The organism is Wolbachia endosymbiont of Ostrinia scapulalis, from assembly GCF_023559145.1.
Taxonomy (GTDB): Bacteria; Pseudomonadota; Alphaproteobacteria; order Rickettsiales; family Anaplasmataceae; genus Wolbachia.
The window spans coordinates 146251-169952 of record NZ_CP096926.1 but is presented as its reverse complement, the minus strand read 5'-3'; the positions used below and the strand labels follow the sequence as shown (position 1 = coordinate 169952).

At 32.8% G+C, this 23702-nt stretch carries 23 protein-coding genes and 1 tRNA gene; 6 read left to right on the top strand and 18 right to left on the bottom strand.

Going from position 1 to position 23702, the window contains the following annotated elements:
- Nucleotide 1: 1 nt before the first annotated feature.
- Together M1L26_RS00895 and M1L26_RS00890 are read right to left on the bottom strand one after the other, a co-directional pair.
- On the bottom strand, nt 2-283 hold the full coding sequence (locus M1L26_RS00895) for a hypothetical protein (RefSeq protein WP_370107308.1): 282 nt from the start codon (nt 281-283) through the stop codon (nt 2-4).
- A 3-nt stretch (nt 284-286) separates the two neighbouring features.
- Nucleotides 287-1021 carry a hypothetical protein gene (locus M1L26_RS00890; protein WP_250120236.1) on the bottom strand — a complete coding sequence of 245 codons (735 nt, stop codon included), beginning with the start codon at nt 1019-1021 and terminating at the stop codon, nt 287-289.
- Nucleotides 1022-1205: 184 nt separating this feature from the next.
- Here M1L26_RS00890 and M1L26_RS00885 point away from each other — a divergent pair, with 184 nt between their 5' ends.
- Together M1L26_RS00885 and M1L26_RS00880 are read left to right on the top strand one after the other, a co-directional pair.
- Nucleotides 1206-2582, top strand: a complete 1377-nt coding sequence (locus tag M1L26_RS00885) for a UDP-N-acetylmuramoyl-tripeptide--D-alanyl-D-alanine ligase (RefSeq protein WP_250120235.1) — start codon at nt 1206-1208, stop codon at nt 2580-2582.
- Between the two features lie 48 nt (nt 2583-2630).
- Nucleotides 2631-3581: a complex I NDUFA9 subunit family protein gene (locus tag M1L26_RS00880; protein WP_250120234.1), complete on the top strand. Its 951-nt coding sequence runs from the start codon at nt 2631-2633 to the stop codon at nt 3579-3581.
- A gap of 8 nt (nt 3582-3589) precedes the next feature.
- On the opposite strand, the gene M1L26_RS00875 is transcribed toward M1L26_RS00880, so the two are convergent.
- The 4 genes from M1L26_RS00875 to rpmF all read right to left on the bottom strand — a co-directional run bounded on the left by M1L26_RS00875 (nt 3590) and on the right by rpmF (nt 5983).
- Nucleotides 3590-3663 (bottom strand) — tRNA-Arg (locus M1L26_RS00875).
- Nucleotides 3664-3805: 142 nt separating this feature from the next.
- Nucleotides 3806-4765, bottom strand: a complete 960-nt coding sequence (locus M1L26_RS00870) for a beta-ketoacyl-ACP synthase III (RefSeq protein ID WP_211908754.1) — start codon at nt 4763-4765, stop codon at nt 3806-3808.
- The gene (gene plsX, locus M1L26_RS00865; protein ID WP_211907700.1) at nt 4755-5792 is read right to left on the bottom strand and encodes a phosphate acyltransferase PlsX; all 1038 of its coding nucleotides are present in this window, start codon (nt 5790-5792) and stop codon (nt 4755-4757) included. The genes M1L26_RS00870 and plsX overlap by 11 nt, the downstream gene beginning before the upstream one ends.
- 8 nt (nt 5793-5800) lie before the next feature.
- Nucleotides 5801-5983 carry a 50S ribosomal protein L32 gene (gene rpmF / locus M1L26_RS00860; RefSeq protein ID WP_006014434.1) on the bottom strand — a complete coding sequence of 61 codons (183 nt, stop codon included), beginning with the start codon at nt 5981-5983 and terminating at the stop codon, nt 5801-5803.
- A gap of 231 nt (nt 5984-6214) precedes the next feature.
- Between rpmF and M1L26_RS00855 the strand changes: the two genes are divergently transcribed.
- Together M1L26_RS00855 and M1L26_RS00850 are read left to right on the top strand one after the other, a co-directional pair.
- Nucleotides 6215-6997: an MlaE family ABC transporter permease gene (locus M1L26_RS00855; RefSeq protein WP_211907701.1), complete on the top strand. Its 783-nt coding sequence runs from the start codon at nt 6215-6217 to the stop codon at nt 6995-6997.
- Nucleotides 6990-7691, top strand: coding sequence for an ABC transporter ATP-binding protein (locus M1L26_RS00850; protein ID WP_211907702.1), 702 nt, complete (start codon nt 6990-6992; stop codon nt 7689-7691). The genes M1L26_RS00855 and M1L26_RS00850 overlap by 8 nt, the downstream gene beginning before the upstream one ends.
- Before the next feature lie 279 nt (nt 7692-7970).
- On the opposite strand, the gene ffh is transcribed toward M1L26_RS00850, so the two are convergent.
- From ffh to rseP, 8 genes are all read right to left on the bottom strand, one after another.
- The gene (gene ffh / locus M1L26_RS00845; RefSeq protein ID WP_211907703.1) at nt 7971-9314 is read right to left on the bottom strand and encodes a signal recognition particle protein; all 1344 of its coding nucleotides are present in this window, start codon (nt 9312-9314) and stop codon (nt 7971-7973) included.
- Complete coding sequence (locus M1L26_RS00840) at nt 9299-10858, bottom strand: proton-conducting transporter transmembrane domain-containing protein (RefSeq protein WP_211907704.1); 1560 nt, start codon at nt 10856-10858, stop codon at nt 9299-9301. Before M1L26_RS00840 ends, ffh begins: the two co-directional genes overlap by 16 nt.
- A gap of 618 nt (nt 10859-11476) precedes the next feature.
- A complete protein-coding gene (locus tag M1L26_RS00835; RefSeq protein ID WP_211907705.1) occupies nt 11477-11878 on the bottom strand; it encodes a hypothetical protein in 402 nt (133 codons plus the stop codon).
- An 85-nt stretch (nt 11879-11963) separates the two neighbouring features.
- Nucleotides 11964-15035 (bottom strand): WPE palindromic element domain-containing protein, encoded by a 3072-nt coding sequence (locus tag M1L26_RS00830; protein ID WP_250120233.1) that lies wholly within the window; start codon nt 15033-15035, stop codon nt 11964-11966.
- Nucleotides 15036-15080: 45 nt separating this feature from the next.
- Entirely contained in the window at nt 15081-15512 is a 432-nt protein-coding gene (gene fabZ, locus M1L26_RS00825; RefSeq protein ID WP_211907707.1) for a 3-hydroxyacyl-ACP dehydratase FabZ, read from the bottom strand.
- 4 nt (nt 15513-15516) lie between these two features.
- Nucleotides 15517-16077, bottom strand: a complete 561-nt coding sequence (locus tag M1L26_RS00820; protein WP_211907708.1) for an OmpH family outer membrane protein — start codon at nt 16075-16077, stop codon at nt 15517-15519.
- Nucleotides 16078-18411 (bottom strand): outer membrane protein assembly factor BamA, encoded by a 2334-nt coding sequence (bamA, locus tag M1L26_RS00815; protein WP_250120232.1) that lies wholly within the window; start codon nt 18409-18411, stop codon nt 16078-16080.
- A gap of 7 nt (nt 18412-18418) precedes the next feature.
- Nucleotides 18419-19534 (bottom strand): RIP metalloprotease RseP, encoded by a 1116-nt coding sequence (rseP, locus tag M1L26_RS00810; RefSeq protein WP_250120231.1) that lies wholly within the window; start codon nt 19532-19534, stop codon nt 18419-18421.
- Between the two features lie 99 nt (nt 19535-19633).
- Here rseP and M1L26_RS00805 point away from each other — a divergent pair, with 99 nt between their 5' ends.
- Nucleotides 19634-19900, top strand: coding sequence for an FAD assembly factor SdhE (locus M1L26_RS00805; protein ID WP_211908755.1), 267 nt, complete (start codon nt 19634-19636; stop codon nt 19898-19900).
- Here the strand turns inward: M1L26_RS00805 and M1L26_RS00800 are convergent.
- From M1L26_RS00800 to M1L26_RS00790, 3 genes are read right to left on the bottom strand one after another with little or no spacing between them, the layout of a single operon-like run.
- Nucleotides 19878-20195, bottom strand: coding sequence for a cell division protein ZapA (locus M1L26_RS00800; protein ID WP_214249966.1), 318 nt, complete (start codon nt 20193-20195; stop codon nt 19878-19880). The genes M1L26_RS00805 and M1L26_RS00800 overlap by 23 nt on opposite strands.
- Nucleotides 20196-20238: 43 nt before the next feature.
- Entirely contained in the window at nt 20239-20517 is a 279-nt protein-coding gene (locus M1L26_RS00795; protein ID WP_211907712.1) for an HU family DNA-binding protein, read from the bottom strand.
- 19 nt (nt 20518-20536) lie between these two features.
- Nucleotides 20537-22189 carry a 30S ribosomal protein S1 gene (locus M1L26_RS00790; RefSeq protein WP_250120230.1) on the bottom strand — a complete coding sequence of 551 codons (1653 nt, stop codon included), beginning with the start codon at nt 22187-22189 and terminating at the stop codon, nt 20537-20539.
- A 103-nt stretch (nt 22190-22292) separates the two neighbouring features.
- Here M1L26_RS00790 and trmB point away from each other — a divergent pair, with 103 nt between their 5' ends.
- Nucleotides 22293-22937: a tRNA (guanosine(46)-N7)-methyltransferase TrmB gene (gene trmB / locus M1L26_RS00785; RefSeq protein ID WP_250120229.1), complete on the top strand. Its 645-nt coding sequence runs from the start codon at nt 22293-22295 to the stop codon at nt 22935-22937.
- 208 nt (nt 22938-23145) lie between these two features.
- Here the strand turns inward: trmB and M1L26_RS00780 are convergent, their stop codons facing one another.
- Nucleotides 23146-23667, bottom strand: coding sequence for a pyrimidine dimer DNA glycosylase/endonuclease V (locus M1L26_RS00780; RefSeq protein ID WP_211907715.1), 522 nt, complete (start codon nt 23665-23667; stop codon nt 23146-23148).
- Between the last annotated feature and the right edge of the window lie 35 nt (nt 23668-23702).

Here is a 23702-nt window from a genome sequence, read left to right as displayed (position 1 = left end):
ATTAAATTCCTGGTCCTCTTCTATTTTGCTTATGATTTTGTGTAGAAGGTGGGCTTATTGCTGCTTCGCTAGAAGCATCTTCAAGACTTGAAACGTCTTTTAGCTGTATATCTTGTCCACGCAAAACTGACCCATAGTCCATTTGGTGTCTTTTTGAAAACGTTTCTATTCTATTTGCCCTTCTTGCAGCAATAACTTCTGGTTGTAAATGATACATATCTCCAGGAACAGTTAGGCTATGATACCTTTCCTCTATTTGAACTTCTTTCATAACACTCTCCATAATTTATTTCCCCCTACCTCTTATGCTTTCGCAACTTTCAAAATCTTGTTTAATAGCTTTTTGCCAATTATTTAAAATTTTCTCTGATGACTTTTCTTTATCCATAGGCCTTACAACTTCCTGTGACTTCTGCTTTTTACTATCATATCCACTATACAACTTTTCTGCAATACCATACAGCAATTTCCGATCTGTGTGAACTTTAAACTCTCCACCAGTAATTTTTGCTAAATTTTTAAGATCACAATCAATCTTATTATAAATTCCTTCAAGAGCGTACTTTTTCATTACTTTTTCATCCATACCTAGATTTTTATCTTTTATTTCTTGGATAATCTTTTCAACATCAACTTCAATTACAATTTTGTTTTCTTCTCTAAAAATAGTTATATTGGGCAGATCTTCCCTTATTTCATCTAATTTCTCTGGACTCAAGTAAGGTATATTCCCCGTTAAAGTTCTTGACGCTAAAAAACTTACCTTACCTTTTTCTTGTTTTGTTATTTGTATGCCAAGGTACTTACTAGCTTCTGTGGTTTTTATAGGTGGGTCATATTTCTCTTCTTCTTTAGGTATATCACTCACAGCGTTTTTTAATGAAACTTTAGCATCATGCTTCATTTCATCAATTGAAGCAAACGGTTTCTTTATAGGATAAATAAGTGCTTTAGGCACAAGAAAAAACACACCTTTTATCTTAGCCAAAATAGACTTTTTATTTGACTCATCTTTTGCCATACATACCTCCAAGTCACTTTCTACAATCAGATAGTAAAATACACCCAATTATAGACGAAAATATTTAAGCTTGTATATCTATTATAAGATGAAATTATAGAAATAGCAATCATTATTTGTACATTACCAAAGTATGTAGTATTTTTGCTGCTTTTCTTGTTCAAATTACCTTTAAAGATAAATTATGTTAAAATGGAACGCAAATAATATTATCGATGCTACTGGCGGAAGAGGGGAGGGTGTTTGTAATTCGGTATATAGCTCAAATATTTCAACGGATACAAGAAGCATAAAAAAAGGTGATTTATTTATTGCTCTCAAGGGAAAGAAATTTGATGGGCATGATTTTCTACATGAAGCATTTTTAAAAGGAGCTGTTGCTGCGGTAGTAAGCGAAGATAAATATAGAAATTTTCCTCTAATTATTGTGCAAGATACTCTAAAAGCTTTGCATAATATGGCATCATATTACATTAGAAATATTCTTGTTAATGCTAAAGTTATCACAATTACAGGTAGTGTTGGGAAAACCACTACAAAAGATATGCTTAACACTGTTTTGTTGCATTATGGAGTATCTCATGTAAATGAAGGTAACTTGAATAATAATATAGGATTGCCTTTTACGATTCTAAAAGCGCCAGAAGACTGCCAGTACTTAATCCTTGAAATAGGAATGAGTAGAGCTGGTGAAATAAAAGAGTTATCGGAGATTAGCAATCCGGATATTGCAGTTATTACCAACATTGAACCTGCGCATGTTGAAAATTTTTCATCTCTACTTGATATTGCGCAAGCGAAATTAGAAATTCTACATGGTATGAAAAATAATGGTACTTTGGTTTTGAATAAGGATAATGAACATTATGATTATCTCTTATCAAATGCTAACAGAAATGTAGTAAGCTTTGGTAAGAATGAAAGTGCTACTGTTTGTTTGTTAGACCTAATAAGAGACGATAACGGTCTAAATTTAAAAATCAAACTGAACAGTGGTCAAATTATGAACTGTAATTTACCTGTAAAAGGCGAACATTTTGCATACTCTGCATTAGTTGTTACAGCAGTTTTGCAAAGTCTCGAACTTGATTTATCTAAATTACCACTAGCACTTGAGAATTTTACTGTAACAGAAGGTAGAGGTAATGTTCATCAAGCTAAATACAATGGAAAATTAGTACATTTGATTAACGACTCCTATAATGCTAACCCTACTTCAATGAAGGCTGCAATAAGAACTTTAGGTACATATTCTAATTTAAGAAAAGTGGCACTACTTGGCGATATGTTAGAACTTGGTAATGAAAGCATAGTATTTCATACAGAATTGCTTGACTCTATAGTAGAACAAAATGTGAATAAAGTTCATACGGTTGGTAAATTTATGTTAGAATTGAATAAACTTTTACCGGAGAATATAAAAGGCATGCATTTCGATGATTCTAACAAATTGGAAAGTAATTTAGCTAATATTGTTCAAGGTAATGATGTAATTTTAGTTAAAGGTTCTCATGGAATGAGAATGGACCTTATAATGCAGGAATTCACAATAGAATATTAAATAAAACTATTGTATTAATTTAAAGTTAAGTTATTGGAAGTTTTAACTGTGATAAAACGTATAGTTATTTTTGGTGGAACGGGATTTATAGGAAAACACATCGTAAGACGCTTGGCAGCGGCGGGGTATTTAATAAGAATATTTACTCGTGATCAGGAAAAAGCTGCTTGTCTGAAGTTATGTGGAAATTTAGGACAAATATCAATAATTGAAGGAGATTTTTTTAATGAAAAATCAATTTTAGAAAGTATGGAGGGATGTGATGTTGTTATAAATTTAGTAGGAATACTATATGAGACAAGAAAGCACGATTTCTATGACGTTCATGTTGGAGTAGCTGAAAGAATAGCAAAAGCTGCGCAAATAAAAAGTGTATACATGATGATACATTTTTCTGCCATGGGAATAGAAAATAGTAAGCTGTCAAGATACGCCCAAAGTAAATTAGAAGGTGAAAAAGCTGTAACTTCAGCATTTCAGGGAGCAATAATAATTAAGCCAAGTCTTGTATTCGGTAAAGAAGATAGTTTCTTCAATAAATTTGCAAGATTAGCAACAATTCTTCCTTTTTTGCCGTTAATCGGTAGTGGAATAACGAAATTTCAGCCGATATGTGTAACAAACTTAGCTGAAGTGGTATATCGTATTATCAGCTTTAATAAGCAAGATAAAAAAATTTATAATATAGGTGGACCAAAAGTTTACTCTTTTAAAAGCTTATTAAAGTTTATTCTGAATGTGACTAACAGAAAGTGTCTACTGATCAATGTACCTTTTCCAATGGCAAGATTGATAGCCTTTTTCTTAGAAAGTAAAGTTGTTTCTGTGCTGTTAAAACCTATAACCGGAGATGCAAGCCCTATACTTACTCGAGATCAGGTGAAAGTTATGATGAATAGTTCAATCGAAAAGTCAGATGATCTCGGAACAATGAAAATTAGACCACTAGCAATTGAAAATGTGGTACCAGAATACTTGAAAATTTATAGAAAGCGTTGATAGAAGAATGTGCCCGGTAGGATTCGAACCTACGACCCACAGCTTAGAAGGCTGTTGCTCTATCCAACTGAGCTACGGGCACACATCATGTATAAAATGCTTCTTAGTACACGTGAAGTCAAGTATTTCTTGTGAATATAATGTTTGTGATAATATCTCAAAACTTTGTCAGTACAGCATGTAACGATAAAACTGAGAAAAAAGAAGCGTGGGTAATAGGAAGTCTAATAGCGCAGTAACACAGAACCCCAGGTCAGGCCTGCACCTATTGAAATCAGCAATATCAGATTTCCTGACTTTATTTTTGATTCTTGTACTGCATAGTCTAAGGCTAGTGGAATTGACGCTGCTGAGGTGTTTGCATGCTTATCAACTGTATTAATTACTTTTTCTATAGGAAAATCTAATTTCTTTACTACTGCTTCAATAATGCGAATGTTTGCTTGATGGGGAATTAACCAGTCAATATCAGTAATCTTCAAACTATTGCATTTTAGAGTTTCCTCTACTGAGGCTGTTAATTTCTCTACTGCATGTTTAAACACTTCTCTTCCATTCATAAGTATCTTTCCAGAATCACGAGTAGAGGATATTCCTCCGTTTGTACATAATAAGTCCACATTGCCATCAGAGTGTAAGTTTGTTGATATAATGCTACTGCTACTCATTTCTGATTTCATTATCACTGCACCAGCACCATCACCAAAGAGTACACAAGTTGACCTATCTTCCCAATCAACAATCCTAGACATTATTTCAGCACCAATAACAAGCGCGTATTTAATTCTATCGTTAGACTTTATAAGTGAATCAGCAACTGTAACTGCATATATAAAACCAGAGCATGCTGCCTGTACATCAAAAGCAAATGCGTTTTTACACTTTAATTTACTTTGTATAATCGTTGCACAGCTAGGAAAAGTTTTGTCAGGTGTTGTTGTTGCAACTATGATCAAACCAATTTCATCTATTGAAATTTTCGCTTTTTCTATAGCATTTTTCGCTGCATTAACAGCTAAATCTGACGTTAATTCTCCTTCATCTGCTATATGTCTTTGAACTATTCCTGTTCTTTGCCTTATCCATTCATCGTTTGTTTCAACTATCGATGCAATTTCGTTATTACTCAAAATTTTTTTTGGTAGGTAAGAACCAGTGCTCAATATGAAACTTTTATTTAATATGACTTACCCCGTTAATTATCTTCTGGTTCAAATTTTCACTGATTGCATTTACTGCAAATTTTATAGCGTGAGCAAAAGAAATAGCATCAGAATTTCCGTGGCTCTTTATAATGATACCATTTAGCCCTAAAAACATAGCTCCACTTCTAATTTTAGGATTAAAACGCTCTAATGCTTTATTTAGCTTGGGTTTCAACAATATGCCGACAAGCATTTTTGTCATCCATGAATTAAATACTTCCTGTTTTATTAGACTGATAAAAGTACCAGCAGTTGCCTCAGCTGTCTTGAGCATTACATTACCAACAAAACCATCAGCAACAATTACGTCTATATTACCATCTAAAAATTCACTTGCCTCTATATATCCTTTGAAGTTAATACTTGGAGCATTTTTGAGTAACTCAAAAGCTCCTCTTACTGAGTCAGTACCTTTCACTTCCTCTGTACCAATGTTTAGCAAAGCGACTTCAGGATTTTCAACTTTTAATGCTATTTTTGCAAATATACTCCCCATTAATGCAAATTGAAATAATGAGTCAGTATTACAGTCAACATTTGCACCAAGATCAAGCAATGCAAAGCTTTTTGTCTTAGTTGGACAGACAGATGCAATAGCAGGACGATAGATATTGGGTAATGTTCCTAAAATAAATCTGGAGATAGCCATCAATGCTCCAGTGTTGCCTGAAGACACCATCCCAAAAGCTTTACCTTTTTTCACTGCTTCAACAGCTGCCTTCATACTTGAATCTTTGCGATGTCTAAGTGCAAAAGAGGGTTTATCATTTGGAAGAACATTATCAGAGCAATGGGTAAATTCGGAGCTATCGCTTACTTTTTTGTATTTTGAAAGCAAAGGAGATATTTCTTTCTGATCTCCATAAATATGAAAAAAAACTTCAACACCTGGGTCAACAAGATTATCCAAGAAAAAACTAGCACCCTGAATTACGGAAAAAGGTGCAAAATCCCCTCCCATAGCATCAAGTGCGATAACTATGTTGTTGTTGACCGTGGGTAACATATCATGAGTTACTCCGCCTTTTGTTTAATGAAAACACGTTTTCCTTTGTAACTATTGTCAACTGCTATGTTGTGAGGCAACATGAATTCTCCAGTTGTTGCACATACCACAATATTCTTAGGCTTAATAGCATGATGAGAACGATGCATATTACGCCTTGATTTTGACTTTTTTCTCTTCGGAACTGCCAAAACTTACTCCAATTCAATTATATAACACAATTTATTAGTAGCATGTTTTTTACAAGAAGTAAATAGCGAAATAAGTAAGGTTTTCTTATACAATTCACTCTTATAAACTTAAACTCAAGCATTTTGATCAAAGTATATTGAACTTAAGACATATCTTGACTATACTCTGGCGAAGTTAATAAAAATTTTAATAAAATCAGTAAAACTAATTTTAGCTAAGATAAATGTAAAGTGAGTTCCTTTAATATAGACAGCGTTAGAATAATCGGTAGATGCTTTATCAACTTTCTGTTGAGGATTGGTAACGCATTTGTATTTTTTATTCAATCTCTATACCACTGCTTTATTCCTCCATATTATTTTAGCAATGTGGCAAGACAAATTATAGAGATAGGCTTTTTCTCTTTGCCAATTGTTGGGCTCACTGGAGTTTTTATAGGAGCAGTGATAGTTTTACAGAGTAGCTTAAGTGGTATATTGATTAATCAAGAACAAGTAGTACCTAAACTTGTTACGGTTACTATCATTAAAGAGTTAGGGCCAGTTTTGATCAGCTTAATAATGGTAGGAAAGGTTGGGTCCTCAATTGCAGCAGAAATTGGCACGATGCGCATCACTGAACAAATAGATGCACTTACAACTTTGGACATCAATCCTTTCAAATATTTAATTGTACCAAGAATTCTAGCGTCAGTTATAGTATTTCCAATACTTACAGTATGTGCAGATCTAATAGGAATATTTGGAGGGTATGTCACCGCAGTCTTTGAATTTAACCACAATTTAAATATATACATAAAATATACAGCTCAATTCTTTAATATGTACGATTTTATTGTTGGGCTAATGAAAGCGACTGCTTTTGGCGCCATAATTTCTGTTTCAAGTTGTTATTACGGTTACCATTGTAGGGAAGGTGCACGAGGAGTAGGTATTGCAACAACATCAACTGTTGTTATATCCTCTATATTGATAATTTTAGCAAATTACTTAATTACTTTAATACATGCATAGCCCCATAATATCAATATTGAATCTAAGCTTATCCTTTGATGATAGAACGATATTAAACAACATAACTTTCAATATATCGAAAGGAGAATCATTAGTCATACTTGGCGGCTCAGGAAGTGGTAAATCTGTATTAACAAAAATAATTATTGGATTACTGACACCAGACTCAGGGTCTATTAAAATAAATAGTAAAAGCAAAAATAAATTTGGAGTCTTATTTCAAAATTCCGCTTTGTTTGACTACGTTACAGTGTGGGAAAATATATCTTTTAATTATAAAAAACGCTTTAATATCAGCATAAAGGAGGCAAAACGCCTAGCAATCGAGAAGTTAAATGACGTTGGACTGGAAGAAAACATAGCAGAAATGTTTCCAGTAGAACTATCAGGTGGAATGAAGAAAAGAGTGGCACTTGCAAGAGCAATTGCACACAACCCAGAAATTATTGTATTGGATGAGCCAACTTCAGGATTAGACCCAATCATGTCAGATGTAGTAAACGAGATAATAATAAAATTATCTCAAGATCTTCGTCCTACAATTATCACGATTACACATGATATTCATAGTGCATTTAAAATAGCTGACAAAATAGCAGTATTATATGAAGGGGAGATCATTTTTCACGGAACTGTTCAGGAAATACAAAATACTAACAACGAATATATAAAAAAGTTCATTTATTGTATATAGCTACAGGTTTACAAACGATATTGTGGATGCTGTAACTAGCCTAACTTGAGATATCGACAACCTTCGGTCTGTTACTAGTGTAGTGCTACGGTGGTATAGTGTGTTAGCTATAAAACAGCGCATTAAATATAGATAAAGTAACTTGTATCAATTTTTATTATCATGCCAATTCCAACTGAAGAAATTTATTGAATTTATTACTTCACGCTAAAATAATATACTTTACTATTCAACAGCAATTACAACTGATGATTTTATTTCATTCCACTACCTGCTGACTTACTTTCTGCTTAGCATATCCATCAAATCAGATTCTTTGAGTTTACTATGGTCAACTTTACTGAACTTATTCACCATAGAGCTCATTTGATTATACTGCTTAATTAGAAGATTAACGTCAGTTACACTTGTTCCGGACCCCTTAGAAATTCTAAGTCTTCTTTTGCCATTTAAAATATCTGGATTTTGCCTTTCTTTTTCGGTCATTGAGTTTATGATGGCTATATATTTTTTCACTTTATTGTCGTCTGGCACACTGCTACTTAGCTTTTTTGTGAATGAACTAGGGATGAATTTCATTATGTTGCTAATGCCATCCATTTTACTCAGAGTTTTTAACATTCCCACTAGGTCGTTTAGGTCGAATTTACCCTTTTTTACTTTCTTTTGTAACTTATCAATTTCTTCCTGACCAACAATCTCAGCAGCTTTTTCAACCAATGATACAACATCACCCATGCTAAGTATCCTTTTTGCAATTCTATCGGGATAAAAATCATCGAGGTCACTTAATTTTTCACCACAAGCAATAAATTTAATTGGACAATCGGTGATCATTTTCATAGAAAGAGCAGCACCACCACGTGCATCACCATCAACACGGGTGAGAATAATGCCGGTTACACCTATTACCTCATTGAATGATTTGGCAATGTTGACCGCATCCTGGCCTATCATTGCGTCGGCTACTAAAATAACTTCTGCAGGTGAAGCTATTTCCTTTACGGCTTTCAACTCATTCATCATATTATTGTCAATATGAAGCCTGCCTGCGGTGTCTAGTATTAATACATCATAATTATCGTTCTTTGCTGCTGCCAGTGCCCTTTTTGTAATTGCAATAGGCTCCTCATTTATTACTATAGATAAAGTTTGTACGTCTATCTGTTTACCCAGCACCTCAAGTTGTTTCTGGGCAGCCGGCCTATAAATGTCTAAAGAGGCAAGCATCACTTTTTTCTTTTGCTTTTTTAGCTTTAAAGCAAGCTTTCCTGAGGTAGTTGTTTTACCTGCACCTTGTAAGCCCACCATCATAATCACAGCAGGGGGTTTAACTGCTAGATTTAAGTCACTTTTCTCTGATCCGAGAACTGCAACTAAATTATCCTGCACAATTTTAATTATCATTTGTGCTGGAGAAACACTTTTTATGACTTTTTCCCCAATCACTTTATCTTTAATGTCGTTGATGAATTTTTTTGCAACTTCAAGTGAAACGTCAGCTTCAATTAAAGCTATACGTATTTCACGCATGGCAAGATTAAAATCATCTTCAGAAATGATCGACTTTCCTCTCAGTTTACTAAATACAGAATTTAAACTTTCAGTTAACGATTTAAACATAATAGCATTAGTAGAATACTCATTAAAAAGAGAGAAGAAGCTGAAACAAAACTTACTGAGTTATAACTTAGCACTTCTTTAAGTTTAGTAATATTATTAAAGTATAAATTAGTAAGTGAATTAGTCAAGTTTTGCAGTACGTTGGCAGACATTTCTCTCACTTTAAAGACCAATTGATTGAACAACAAGATAATATAGGATATGAAAATTCTAAAAATCCAATCAACATCCATTTTAAAATTTACTCTCGGGTAAAATAACTTGCGTAAAGGAATAAACAATAAAGTGGTACATAGTAATAAATTAAATTGCGACAAAACATTTTTTGTGTTGTACACAAAATCGAAAATCGAAGGTTTATTGTAAATAGGTAAGTAAGGATTGCCAGCGATTACGCATATAAATGCTAAAATAATCATAGTCATTTTGCTTCCCCTCTCTGCTAGAGGTTTTGACTTACTTTTTGCAATAAATAAGTAATAAAGAAACTTTAGCCCCAAGCTTAAATGAAGCAGCAAATTTAGAAGCTTATATAAATTTTTATACCCTTTTAAGGCAACAGTGTTCATTTCAATTTCAGCTGTGATATATGATTTACTGATAAATCCAACGGTTCCAGGAAATGCAGCCATTGTAAGTATTGCGATTATAGCACACATGCCTTCCACTGACATCAGTTTACCCACTCCATTAAAACTAATTGTTTTTGTTTGTAAAATAATCGAATTACTGACCACAAACAATAATGATTGATAAACAAGAGAGAAGATTATATGCAGTATCAAAATTGGTATTGCTTTTTCCGAAGGACTGAGCAAACTTCCTGCAATAATCAGCAAGCCCATTTGTCCTACAACATTATAGCATAAAAATCTGCGAATATTTTGCTCAAGAGAAGCAAATATAATGCTGTAAATTGCAGTGATGGCGCCTACAAGCGCTAATATTTCAGTACAATCTTGCCATAGGTTATAAGTGTGTAAAAGCATCACTAAAAAAGAGACTTTAGTGGTAAATAAAGAGAGATATGTGGTGCCATGTAGCGATGCAGCAGGATATGCATCAACAATCCAAAACGAAAAAGGAAAACAAGCGCAGTTTATCAATAAACCCAAAATTATCAGGTTAGTGCTTTGAAGTGCCAATCCTACTATTAATATAACTCCAACGAAAAAGTGTACACAAGCGTACCTTATTGCAGGTCCACTATCTCTACAGCCAGATGCGATAGTAAAAAATGCACTGACAGTCATTAATTCACAGAATATTATAACCAATATCATATGTTCAGATAAAACTGCATAAAGTGAACTAATAGTGTAAGCAGCAAAAGATAGCATCTCTGAAAAAGTCAAATTTTGTACTGGTAGAACAGCTAAAAATGCAACTGATAAAAAAGATATTAGTACGATACGAAAAGATAAATCAAAATTTAGAACTGGATGAGAGCAATTCAGTGTAGTACCTAAATTTTCAGGTAATATTAGGACTATCACTATTAATGTAGTCAATAGAAATAGCAATAAAAATTTATAAAGTTGCACAATGATGTAAAACAGTATGGTTTATGCTACCTCAACATACAAATAAAATCAATTTGCATATTAACCACTAGTTAAGCTAATTACCATATAATTATATCAGGGTTTAGAAGGTTATAGAGAAACCGGTCAGATTAGATTAAAAACCTAATCTGACCGATAGCTTTAATAGTGAGGTAAGCTTTAATATAGCACTCCTAATTCACAGTGCTACACTCGTGCATAATTTATTTTTAATTTGTGCACGAGCGTTAGTAAATTATTTACTTTTTGAAATAAAGTTTGGCATCACTTTAATATCTAGAACTTCATTAAGTCTGTCAGTTGAGAGTTATTTACTCGCTTTCTCTTCAGTATTTGCATAAATATAATGGATCTGCCAGTTTTTAATGCACTCATTCGACTTTTATGCTCTTCGCAATATCTGATTCTATTAAAGAATTCTTCGTTAATTTAGTTTTTTATGTTTTTTGGATAATGATATAGATAGGTTCCGCTAACACGTAGTGGAATATTAAATTGTTTATCTATAGATCCCTGTATCAAGCACTGTAATGACGGCATTCGAGTAGAGATAATGGAACCAAGAGAGCTCTGAGTAGCTGTATAATGAAAATTAGATTATATAAAAACCTCTGACAACATATTCTGTGTTATATCATTGTCCATAACTGTGTAATCAATATTATATTTATCGAATTCATTGCGCATCCTAGTTAAATGTCCTTTATCATGATCCAAAAGAACACTTACGTAGCTCAAGCTATCATTAAAAAGATCATTATAAATTACTGGAAATTGAACTGTGTAGGATGTTGTACACTCATCTTGACCGTTATTATCTTTACAAAGGGACATTTTTCCTGTTTTGCCAGTATCATCTTTAGTAGAAATAAGAAATTTCATACCTACGTCTTCGTTTTTTGCTATAAACTCCTTACACTTTCTACTTTTTGCAGAACATGGTCCTATAGCTATAGAGTAGCTTTCTTTTGGAAGTGTGAATATTAACTGATGTGTCATAATACTACCTTAATAAAAATCATTATTGTAGTATAGATTTATTAATAAATAATATACATTATGGTATAATTAGTACAAAATAGGTTTAACCAATCTCAGTAGGACTGCCAGTTGGACCCATAAGAATTATTTGTTCACCTTTTTTAAAACATTTACATAAATTAGTGGAACCGCCAGTTTCAAGCACAATAGTGGAAATAAATCCTTTTTTTTTGTCTACTTCAGTGCCGGTTACTGCTATACCTTCCATAGCAAGGTTTGTATTATTGGCTTTTCTACTATTGGTTTCAAAATTTTGCAACCTAAAGAATTGTCCAGGTTTAAAATTCTTTGCCGCAAGTGGTGCTTTGATCACTATTTCCACAACTTTGTTTGTTAAATATTGAACTTTTATAACCTTTGCAGTGAATTGCTCTTTGATTTTATTGAAAAATTCTTTGTTAGCTAGGTGTTCTGATATTATTCCAGCGCGTGACGCTTTAGCGTGCAAATGCTGCAATTTGTAGGTAATTCGCATAGCAGGTGGTGTTGTGCAAATAGCTGACACTGGAATCCAGTTCTGACTATACAACCATCTGGTGTACTCATTCAAAATTAAGTTTTCTGGATTCCAGTGTCTGGGCACTGGAATGACATCTTTTTTGGTGAAAGTTACTCTTGTATTACAACATTCATACAATTGTGCATGTGACTCCGAGATTCTAGCCGGAGTGACATAAATGAAGCTATTAACTCTATTCAAAAGCTGAGAAATGATAGGGTAACCATTCTTAGCGCTTGCCATAGCTTTGACTACACTGCCGCTATACGAGGGATGAAGATCACCAAAAAAGCTAATTGTTTTATTGCCTTCCTTATATACTAATATTCTATCTTTATCTCGCATCTTAGGAGAAAAGATAGGATCTATTTCTTTTCCCGATGAATTCAAATGAGTAAAATATCCGTTATTTAATTTAAAATGCTTTTTATCTTCTGTTGCAATAACTGTATTTGGTTCAGTACCTGCTGCTATAAAAATAGAACGTGCTTTTATATGCTTGATTTCATCAGATTTTGTGTCTATTAGTTTTATTGATTCAGCGTGGTTATATTTATCTATTACAACTTCAATCGGCTCTAAGTTTTCAATAAAGTAAATCCCTTCTGATAGTGCATTTTGCACCTCTTCGCTATTTAATCGATAACTTGGTGAATCTTTTAGCTCTTTTCTATATACAATTTTCACTCCCCCTAGACTTTGCATTAGTTCCAATATTTTTGCTTCTCTATTCTCTTTTTTTGCTGATTCTTGCTCTTTTCGGATCAATTGTGCATGCGATATCAGCTCATTTGCAAGTTCATATTCCTCTTCTTTCCAATCTTTTTCGACATATTTCTTTCCATACTTATCAACCAATATTTCATAACGAAGAAGAAATTTTTCTACTTGAATCGGATAGTAAGCTAAAACTTCAGTAGCAGTATCAATTGCAGTGAGTCCTGCACCTATGACAACTATCGGCATACGAACTTGCAGATTTGCTATAGAATCAAATTTAAGAGCGCCAGTCAGTTGTAACGACATAAGAAAGTCAGATGCCATGCGCACTCCACGGGCTAGTATGTTTTTTATTTTGATCATTCGTGGCTTACCAGAGCCAAGTGCCAAGGCAATGTGATCAAAACCCAAGTTAAATGCGTCATCAACAGTTATCGTGCTGCCAAAACGAATGCCTCCATAAAGTGCAAAATTCTCACGTCTTTCCAGCAGTAATCTAATAATCTTTAAGTAATTTTTATCCCACCTAGAAGTAATGCCGTATTCTGACACTCCACCAAACCCATCTGCCGTGCGTTCACTCAATTTTTCGTGTTCAAAACCTTTAATTAGCTGTAAATTATCGATCAAAGTTTCAATCTTTAGTCCGTCAATGGCGATAACGTTATGCCCATCGTTTAATAAATGATGAGCTAAATTAAAACCCGCAGGACCAAGGCCTACAACTAGGACGTTTTTTCCAGTGTTTCCTTTTGGCAATGGACGCTTAAAATTTAAAGGATTCCAACGGCTAAGCAGAGAATATATTTCAAATCCATACGGTAAACTAAGCACATCATCTAGAATCCTTGTTTCAATTGCTGGCACATTTACGGGTTCTTGTTTTTGATATATGCACGAATTCATGCAGTCATTGCATATTCTGTGTCCAGTAGCCGCACATAATGGGTTATCTATCATCACAATTGCAAGACTTGCTATGCTATATCCTTCGCTTTTTACCAGATTCATTTCTGATATTTTCTGCTCTAGTGGGCAGCCGTGCAGCTCAACTCTAAGTGGAGACTTTTTGAAAGTGTTGTCATCATTGATTAGCCCCTTTGAGCAGCTGTCCTTACTTTGCTTATGACAAAATATGCAGTAGTGAGCATTATCTAGTGCTTTATTCAAACTCACCTTTTTGCTTGTTAGATCAAAACCATATCTTCTTTTCACCTCATTTGAATACAGAACCTCAACCTCATCTACTTCTTTTTTCAAGAATGATACGAGATTTTCGTAATCAATTTTCTTATGTATGCTAAATAGTATACTCTGTTTATTTTTCACTCTCCAAACTGCATATTGAGCCGCAAGTTCTATTTCTTCTTTGTGATCCTCTTTATTTTCAAGCCAACTCATTACCTGCTCAGAAAAGTTTTTTTCTGTTGTCGGTAAAGTAATGAAACTATTTAATTTGTTAGTGACATAATCAATATTTGCTACATCAGTGTATTTCTTCAATGCATAACGCTGAACAAATAATCTTTTGCATCTGTATATTACAGCAAAGTCATTGTGTTTTTCCTTTAACTCTTCTACTTCTTTTTCAATATTGAAAAATTTTGCAATAAATTCATCAAGTAAATGTGAGAGATCCATTATTAACTGGCTATTACAACCATCTTTCATCCAAGCTGGAATCCATCCTTTTTGTTTTCTGGATCCCAGTGTCAAGCACTGGGATGAACACTGGGATGACATCGAAGAAGAAGCTGCTTTTTCTCTTGCTTCAACTAATGAATAAAACAAGCTTTCATCGCACGATTTTATGTAATCCAAAAACGCCTTATCTAACTTTATTAATTCACTACGAGTGTATAAGTTTGAAAATGAGATTTTGAAATTCAGTTGCATCTTTATACTATACAGTGTACATACTGTTTCTTATAGATGAAGATTTTATTTATCTTGCAGTTTTGCTAAGATTGTTGCTCCTGCAACCTCTTCTTTTCCAACAGATGCAACACACTTAAATTTGTATACACCTAAACGCAAACCTTCAAAGTTAGATTGAAGAATTAAGGTATCTCCTGGAGTGACTGGCTTTCTGAATTTTGCGTTTTCAATGGACATAAAGTATACAACTTTATTTTCTACTATTTTTTTACCGAGAACACATATAGCAGATGCCTGAGCTAAAGACTCAATTATCAAAACTCCTGGCATTATCGGATGGCCAGGAAAATGACCAATAAAAAATTGCTCGTTGAAAGTAACATTTTTGATTGCTTTTATACTTTTACCAGGTTCGCATTCTATAACCCTATCTACTAAGAGAAAAGGATAAGAATGTGGTAGTATTTTTATAATATTATTGATATTACATTGCATAAGCCTACTCAATGCTTTGCAAAGCAAATTCAGGTATTTCCTTGTTTACATTTTTTAATACCACATCCGATAAATCGACTTCATCCATGGAGTATAAAACTTGATTCTTTTTTGAAATAAATAGTACTAAATCTATATTGTTTTTTTCTGCCGTTCTTTTAGCAACTTCTTTTATCTTGTTAAAGACACTTTCTACTGCTTCTCGATAATTTTCTTCTAAATGTGACATTTTCTTGGCGTAATTATCCCTAACGCTTACAGTATGCTTACTAAATTGTTCCGTCTTTTCTTTTTTTGCTTCTTCTGACAAAAGGTCAAATTCTTCTTTCGATGGCTTAAATTTTTCCAACTCATTTTCAAATTCTTGCTGTAATCTAGAATTCTGCTCCTTTATTTGTTGTTGTATATTTTGCAGAGCCAGAGATTCATTGATAACTTTGTCACTATCAATAATGGCAGCCTTTGTATTAATCGCGCTCTGAGGTTGATACCCTACAAACTTATACCCCACAAATAAGGAAATAATTAAGGCAATAACTGATGTAAATAACTGTATATATTTCATTTAAATCCCCGCTTCAATAGAAATTTTAACGTTTGTCGATGGTATTATGTCATAAGCTTCCTTTACTAAAGGAAATCCAAAATCTAATCTCAGCCTACCAAAAGGAGAAGGCATTGAAAAGCCAAAACCTGGTGATACTCTTATAAGCTTACTATCGTAATATTTCCCACTATATCCCTTCTTTTCATCTAAACCAAAAAGTGTTGCATAGTCAACAAATAGTGAGCCTTTGATACCAGCATAGTCGTATAATTTAGATAGTGGAAAATCTACTTGCTGTGTTAAATTAAAATAAGTTTTGCCTCCCAATGAGCTTTTATTTTTGTCTTCTGCTCTTGGTCCAATGCCGGAAAGGTCAAATCCTCTAATCTCATTGCCACCTTTAAAGAAGTGCTGGCCAATGTTGAGCTCTTTATTAGTATAGGAAAAAATATGACCTGCTGCTACTTTAAAGCGCAATGTTATATCATCATCAATTTTGCTTAATATAGGGTGTGTATAAAAAGATAAGAATTCAGATTTTAGGAAATTTACATTTCCCCATAATCCTGAAATATCCTGACTTAAACGCAATAAATATCCCTCTTTAGGAGTATAGAGGTTATCCAGTTTATTGTACGCTAACGTGTATCCCACTGATGAAACCTGATACTCACCTTCTTGATCTCTTATTATCTCAGAGATATCCTCATCTTTTCCACCCTTATTGTCCATGTGTATGTGATTATACTTATAAGAATATTGAAAGGAATTGGTTAGATTTTCTGAGATTTTATATGATACTTTTGCTATTCCTTCCCAGTTGCAGGTATCGAAAGTAGTGTTTGGTTTGTCTTGTTTTTCATAAAAAATACTCATGCCTAGTGAAGTATCAGAATCGTTAAAATTGTTTTCAACAGCGTCTATACTAGTAGAAAGAACATATTGACTTTTTTCAAGAGCAAAAGATACCTCTTTACCACTACCAAATAAATTACGATCTGTGAAATCGGTTTTAACAAATACTCCACCAGGAAGGGACATGCCACCTGTTAAAGATAACGAGGCAGTTCTTTTTTCTTTGACATTTAAATCAAGATTTACTGCATTTTCATCCACTATATAACTATTTATTTTTACTGTTTCAAAAAAATCGCTATATATAAGTTTTCTACGTGATTTTTGAATGTCAGATGTGTTATATGCGTCGCCTTCTGCTATGCTAAGTTTTCTTCTAATTACTTTATCTAAAGTGCGGTCATTACCATCAATAGTAATTTGGTTTATATAAATCTTTTTACCTGGTAGCACTTTGTAAGTTACATCCACAATATTGTTATGTTGTGTATATTCTGGATTAACTTTTGCAAATATATATCCTTTTTCGTTTAAATGTTTACTTATTTTTTCTGCTGTATTGTTAATTTTAACTCTATTAAATATTTGATTATTTTCCTCTTTGATAAATTCTAATATTTCTTCCCTTAAACTTAAATCCTGAATCTCAGTTTCAATATCAACTTCATTATTTCCAAATAAGTATTGCTGCTTTTCATCAATCAAAAAAGTTAACTCTATTTGGTTGTTATTATCAACCTCAACAATTGGTTGGATATTATTTTGAATATACCCCTTAGATGAATAGAAGCGATCAAGCAGTTCTGTGTTAATCAGTAGATATTGAGGTGAATAATGAGTTCCGCTTTTAAAAATGGCTCTAAATAACTTACTAAATATATCATTGCTATGCCTTTTGATAACTTGCTCTAGCTCATTTGCTGAAAAGTTTTTATTACCTATGAATCGTAAATCCTTAATTTTAGACGTTCTTCCTTCTTTTATCTTAAAAATTAGGTTTATCCTATTGCTACCAAGTTTATCTAGCTCATATGCAATTTTAACACCAATTTTACCACTGTTCCTATAAAGAGTAGCTAGATTTATTAAATCGTTTTGTAATTTTGTTTCAGTGAAAATAGTTAGTGATTTTGACTGGATAACGTTATTTAGCAACTCTTTACTGTTAAATAACTTATTGCCTTTCAATATTACTTTGTTAATCAATGGGTTCTCATGAATTTTTACTACTAAGTTTTTTTCATCATCGATATAGGCGTTAATACTAGCAAATAACTTTGTTTTGTATAAATCTTTTATAACTGAATCTACATCATCATCATTTATATGACTACCTGGTTCTAATTTTGTATAAAACCTTATTGTTTGATCACTTACTCGCTCATTGCCAATATACTTAATATTTTTTATCTGTACTTTTTCTTTATTTTCTAGAGCAACAAGTAGAGTGGGAAAAGAAATAAGTATTATTATTAGTATGTGAAATAACTTTTTCATATGTATCTTAAAAAAGATGCCTAATATCATTTGTGATTGCAACTGCCATCAACAAAAACAATATGGTAGCACCGAAAGTGACTGCATATTTTTGATATTTCAAACTCAAATCTCTACGTATAACTGCTTCTATAATATAATGAAATAAATGCCCACCATCTAGTAGTGGTATTGGCAGCAAGTTAATTGCAGCTAAATTAGCTGAAATAATTGCCATAAAATATAGAACCATCATAAGTCCCTTTTTAGCTGATTGCCCTGAATATTTTGCAATTTTTATTGGCCCACCTATTTCATTTATACTCCTTTTACCAACAACAATTTGAAAGAGTGCTTTGATTGTTAAACACATAGTGTGGTAGGTTTCATTCACTGATAGGCTAGCAGCTCCAAGAAAAGATGACTGTTTTAACCCTATCATATTAATTGAGGTAATTCCTATAGTTTTTCTTTCTATTATGTTACCAAAGACATCTCTATCCTCAACTGTAAACGGAGTTAGAATAGTTCTGTACTCTTTGTTATTTCTGCTATACTTAATTTCTATTCTTGTTTCAGGGTTGGACATTATCACGCGTGAAATATCTTCAAAGTATTTTATTTTGTACTCATTGATCTGTGTAATAGTGTCACCTGGTAATAGGCCAGCTTGCTTTGCTGCACTTTCTTCAATTACATTACCAATTACTGGTGGAGTACGATAATAACCTGCCACGCTGAAAAATATTGTGAAAGCTATAACGGTAAATATCATGTTTGCAAAAGGCCCTGCAAAAACTATTGCTGCTTTTTGATATCGAGGTTTTGTATGGAATGAGTATAATTTTTCTTCTTCAGTTAATTTTTGTTGATCAACAGGAACGCTTGCTGCATTAGTATCCCCTAACATTTTAACGTAGCCACCCAATGGAAAGGCACTTAATTTCCATCTAGTTCCAGACTTGTCGTTAAAACCAAAAATTTCAGGACCAAAGCCTATAGAAAAAGATTCAACTTTAACCTTGCATGCTTTAGCGACAATATAATGCCCACATTCATGCACGAATACTATGATAGAAATTATTAAAGAAAACGATAAAAAATAATATATTCCAGCGCTAAGTTGATGAGAAATTAATTCCACCTATGTTTTAAATCTTAATCAAACATTGAGTATATTAAAATGCGCCTTGCTTGACAAGTATTTAGTTTAGTCTTTAAATTAAAAAAAAGTTTAATGACAATGATAGATATCTCCTTATTAAGAAGAAAACTGATGTATAGGAGTTGGCATAGGGGTTGTAAAGAAACTGATATACTTTTAGGGCATTTTGCATTGAAATATCTTGATAAATTTTCCTTAAGTGAACTAATTGAATACGAAAAAATAGTTGATCTTGATGATTACGAATTATATTGTTACATAACTCGTAAGAAACTTCTCCCCCCTGATTTGAGTAGTGAGGTAGTCGATTTGATTGCTTGCTTTAATCACTTATGCACCCAATAATCTTGTTTACCCTATCTAATACTTCAGCATATTCTACTCTTTTTTCCTCCCTATACTTTTTGCATTCTTGATTTATTTCGTCTAATCGCTTTGTTAATTCTAAAATTTTGTCTTCGAGAGTCAATGCTGCAAGTAAGAAATTTAATGCATCTGAGCCCTTACCTCCAGTTCTTTGAGATATGGAGCTAACTAGCTTGTTGAAGCTATTAGCAAGTTGTAATAAATGGTCCTTCTTTTTACTTTCGCAAGATATTTTATATGTGTTATTACGTATAACTATTTCTACTACTTGCATATGATGCTATATTGTACAACTTTCAAATTTACAATATAGATTTTCATTCATTTATCAAGAGGGATAACTTTTTACTGCTACGAAAATAAGTTTTAAAGTATTGATGTTTTGCAACCTTCTGTGACGTCAAATTACTTGCTTCTTTCAAGTTATAGCTTCTAATTGAAAAAGAACCAAACCCCCTGATTTCAATTCTATTATGATATTTCAACGTGTTTGAAAACACTCGAAAGAAACTATCAACTATGTCTGCTATAATGACCTTATCTAACAAAAGGTGTTTTTTTGCCACTTTTGCTATTATATCAGATTTTGTTGCCATTTATATGAAGCACAAGAAGTTATTTGGCAGATAATATTATATTATATTTTTCAACACCTACTACTTCAACTTGTATTTTTTCTGATATAGAAAACTTTTTATTTTCTGGTAAATGCTCTTGATCTACTAAAAGGGTTACATTGTTCTCAACCTCAACGATTAGACCATTTTCCTCTCTCTTACTTACAGTAACCTGAATTTTATCCCCTACTTTAACTTTCTCTATCAGTTCTTCAAGAGGATCATACTCTATTTGCTTTACTCCAAGATAAATTCTTGTCCGATCTACGTTAGCCCTCATCACTTTTGCTTCTATTTCATCACCTACATTATACTTTTTTATCTCATCTGAATTGTTTTTCGACCAACTTAGATTTTGCATATAAATTGTTCCTTCTACGTCCTCAGATATCTCAGAATTATCAAAAGTCACAGATATTTGCGAACCATTGTTGCTTTTAACTTTACCAGAAACAATAGAACCAAGAGGATATTTATCAATAAATACTTGCCAAGGATTCTCTACGCACCTTTTTGTGCTTAAACTCATCTTATTTTTAATAATGTCAATACCGAGAATTTTTACATCCACTTCTTGTCCTATTGTTACAAAACTACTGATTGGTAAATTACTCTTGCTCCAAGTTATTTCTGATGAGTGTACCAAACCCGCAATCCCAGGTTTAATCTCAACAATGAATCCACAATCTTTTATACCCGTTACACATCCTTTGTGTACGCTGTTAATTGGACATTTTGACTCTAGATCTTGCCAAGGATTATCTCCTAATTGTTTTACACCAAGGGAGATTTTTCCATTTTCTCTATCTATTTTTATAATTTTAGTTTTTATATGCTGACCACAAGAAAAAATTGCAGATGGATGACTTACATTACTCCAAGAGATATCTGTAATATGTAGCAGTCCATCTATAACTCCCACTGTATCTGATTCATGAATGCCAACAAATGCACCGTAGTGAGTGATGCTTTTTATTTTGCCTTCTACTACATCACCTTCATTTAAAGATTCTAAAAACTTAATTTTTTCACCAGCATGCAAGTTCTCTAATACCAGCTTTCTTGATACTACAATATTCCCCTGCTTCTTATCCATTTTAAGCACGATGAATTTTTGTTCAGTTTCAATAAGGTGATTAGCATCTTTTATTTGCTTCAAATCCACATGACTCAGCGGTAAAAACGCACTTATTCCATCACCAAGATCAACAATAAAACCGCATTTAATTGAGCGTTTAATGATTCCTGTTACTTCATCTTTTGTAACTGCGCTTTCTTCCAATTTATTCCATTTTTCGTCTCTGATTGCTTTCTCACGACTAAGAACAACATTACCATGGTAATCTTCAATTCTTTCAACATAAACTCTAATTTTCGAGCCAACAGTGATATCATCATTACAACTGAGCTCCTTAATCAGAATTCTTCCGTCTGACTTTAAACCAACATCAACCACAATATCATTAGAATTTCTTCTTGTGATTATACCTTCTACCACATCTCCTTCTTTGATTTTGTTAGCAAAAGAATCTTCACAAAAGTCATTGTCTTGATTATCAAATTGATCTTGAAATATCTCTTCTATGAATCTATTTGATGATAGCCTCTTGATAGCAACTGTACTTTCCATACCTTTTAATTTTAACTTCATTAGAACTCATATATTATATAATATTAATAATTAGTGACAAGTAAATTCTCATTAATTCATTTCGAGAATTGTTTAAGCTATAAAAGATTAAGTTATGTAAGATATGTTATCTAGGAATAATAATTGGATTAGGTCATTTTCCAGAAGATCTAGGTTGAAGTTGAATGTTTTGGAGAAGTATTCTATTAAAAACAGCAAGGAATCTATAAAAAAGATCGTAGACTTACAAAAAAGAATACGAGTAGAAATAGGTTTCGGTAATGGTAAAAATATGCTCCATCAGGCATTCAATGAATCTGATCTATTATTTATAGGATGTGAGCCTTATTTAAAGGGGGTCTCTTCCTTGCTAAAAAGCATAGAAGCACACAGCATAAAAAATATTTTAATATGGACAGAAGATGCAAGAGAATTAATTGTCAATTTTCCTGACCACAGTGTTGAAAAATTCTTTATTCTCTTTCTAGATCCATGGCCAAAAAGAAGTCACAACAAAAGACGGTTAATTAATACGGAATTTTTAAATTTATTAGCAAAAAAAATACTTGTCACAGGTGAAATATTTATTGCAACTGATCATCAGGATTATGCAGAGTGGATAGAGTTACATATAAAGCAGTGTAATTTTTTAACCTATAAGGAAGATAGTTTTGCAAATTATACCCCAACAAAATACCACAGAAAAGCGCTAGAATATCAGCGTAAAATAAAGTTTTTTAAAGTAAATGTTATATCTAAACTGACTTAGATTTACCTCTGCTTGTTAGTACAGATGTGTACATGACACTCTATAGTGCAAGTAGCCTACCATATACTGGGAATAACAGTTTACTGAATTCTTTAATCTCACAAATAGAAAGATCAATAAACTTGATAAACATCAACATTATCAGCCAGCATTGCTTTTGCAACTTCAATTCTACCTTTTTTATGATCGGTTTGGATAATTTTATAACCTATAGCATTTTGTCTAGCAACCAATCTGGTGCTTCTCTACCTTTTTCCCACTTAGCAAATCTCATCTTTTCTTTTAGGTAATATTCTCTATATGCTTCTATTGGGTTACTACATTTATATCGATTAGGTAACGCTTGTGTAAAAGCTTGTATATCAGCTGATCGAAATATTAGCAAATCCTTGTTATTATCGCACCAATCTATAACTTCTTCGGATTTATGCGTTCTTTTGTATCGCAAGCTATATTCTATACACAATTCTTTTCCATGTTTTATTAACCAATCAAAGTTTCCTTTTGATTGTCTAGCCCATAAAGAACAAGGATGGTTTTTGTGAGTAAGTTTATATGGAACTTCTATATTCTGGTTTGTAATGCTGACTAAAGGATTTGGCTCTTTTAATGCTATTGAAAAAACACTGCTAAGCAATTGAGCAGTTTCTAGCGGCATTTTTACTATGTGCTTATCGCATAACATTTGTGCTGCAGTTACAGGATTTTCGTCTAATATAAAGATATTCATCTAAGCACCCAGAGATAGAATTTTTGCGTAGTATT

Bases quoted from the DNA above. Each gene is read 5' to 3' on its own strand.
- M1L26_RS00795 (WP_211907712.1), bottom strand. From the start codon at position 20,517: ATGGCAACAAAATCTGATATAATAGCAAAAGTGGCAAAAAAACACCTT.
- M1L26_RS00805 (WP_211908755.1), top strand. From the start codon at position 19,634: ATGATAGATATCTCCTTATTAAGAAGAAAACTGATGTATAGGAGTTGG.
- M1L26_RS00800 (WP_214249966.1), bottom strand. From the start codon at position 20,195: ATGCAAGTAGTAGAAATAGTTATACGTAATAACACATATAAAATATCT.
- M1L26_RS00895 (WP_370107308.1), bottom strand. From the start codon at position 283: ATGGAGAGTGTTATGAAAGAAGTTCAAATAGAGGAAAGGTATCATAGC.
- M1L26_RS00780 (WP_211907715.1), bottom strand. From the start codon at position 23,667: ATGAATATCTTTATATTAGACGAAAATCCTGTAACTGCAGCACAAATG.
- M1L26_RS00885 (WP_250120235.1), top strand. From the start codon at position 1,206: ATGTTAAAATGGAACGCAAATAATATTATCGATGCTACTGGCGGAAGA.
- M1L26_RS00820 (WP_211907708.1), bottom strand. From the start codon at position 16,077: ATGAAATATATACAGTTATTTACATCAGTTATTGCCTTAATTATTTCC.
- M1L26_RS00835 (WP_211907705.1), bottom strand. From the start codon at position 11,878: ATGACACATCAGTTAATATTCACACTTCCAAAAGAAAGCTACTCTATA.
- M1L26_RS00790 (WP_250120230.1), bottom strand. From the start codon at position 22,189: ATGAAGTTAAAATTAAAAGGTATGGAAAGTACAGTTGCTATCAAGAGG.
- trmB (WP_250120229.1), top strand. From the start codon at position 22,293: ATGTTATCTAGGAATAATAATTGGATTAGGTCATTTTCCAGAAGATCT.
- fabZ (WP_211907707.1), bottom strand. From the start codon at position 15,512: ATGCAATGTAATATCAATAATATTATAAAAATACTACCACATTCTTAT.
- plsX (WP_211907700.1), bottom strand. From the start codon at position 5,792: ATGTTACCCACGGTCAACAACAACATAGTTATCGCACTTGATGCTATG.
- M1L26_RS00890 (WP_250120236.1), bottom strand. From the start codon at position 1,021: ATGGCAAAAGATGAGTCAAATAAAAAGTCTATTTTGGCTAAGATAAAA.
- M1L26_RS00830 (WP_250120233.1), bottom strand. From the start codon at position 15,035: ATGCAACTGAATTTCAAAATCTCATTTTCAAACTTATACACTCGTAGT.
- bamA (WP_250120232.1), bottom strand. From the start codon at position 18,411: ATGAAAAAGTTATTTCACATACTAATAATAATACTTATTTCTTTTCCC.
- M1L26_RS00850 (WP_211907702.1), top strand. From the start codon at position 6,990: ATGCATAGCCCCATAATATCAATATTGAATCTAAGCTTATCCTTTGAT.
- ffh (WP_211907703.1), bottom strand. From the start codon at position 9,314: ATGTTTAAATCGTTAACTGAAAGTTTAAATTCTGTATTTAGTAAACTG.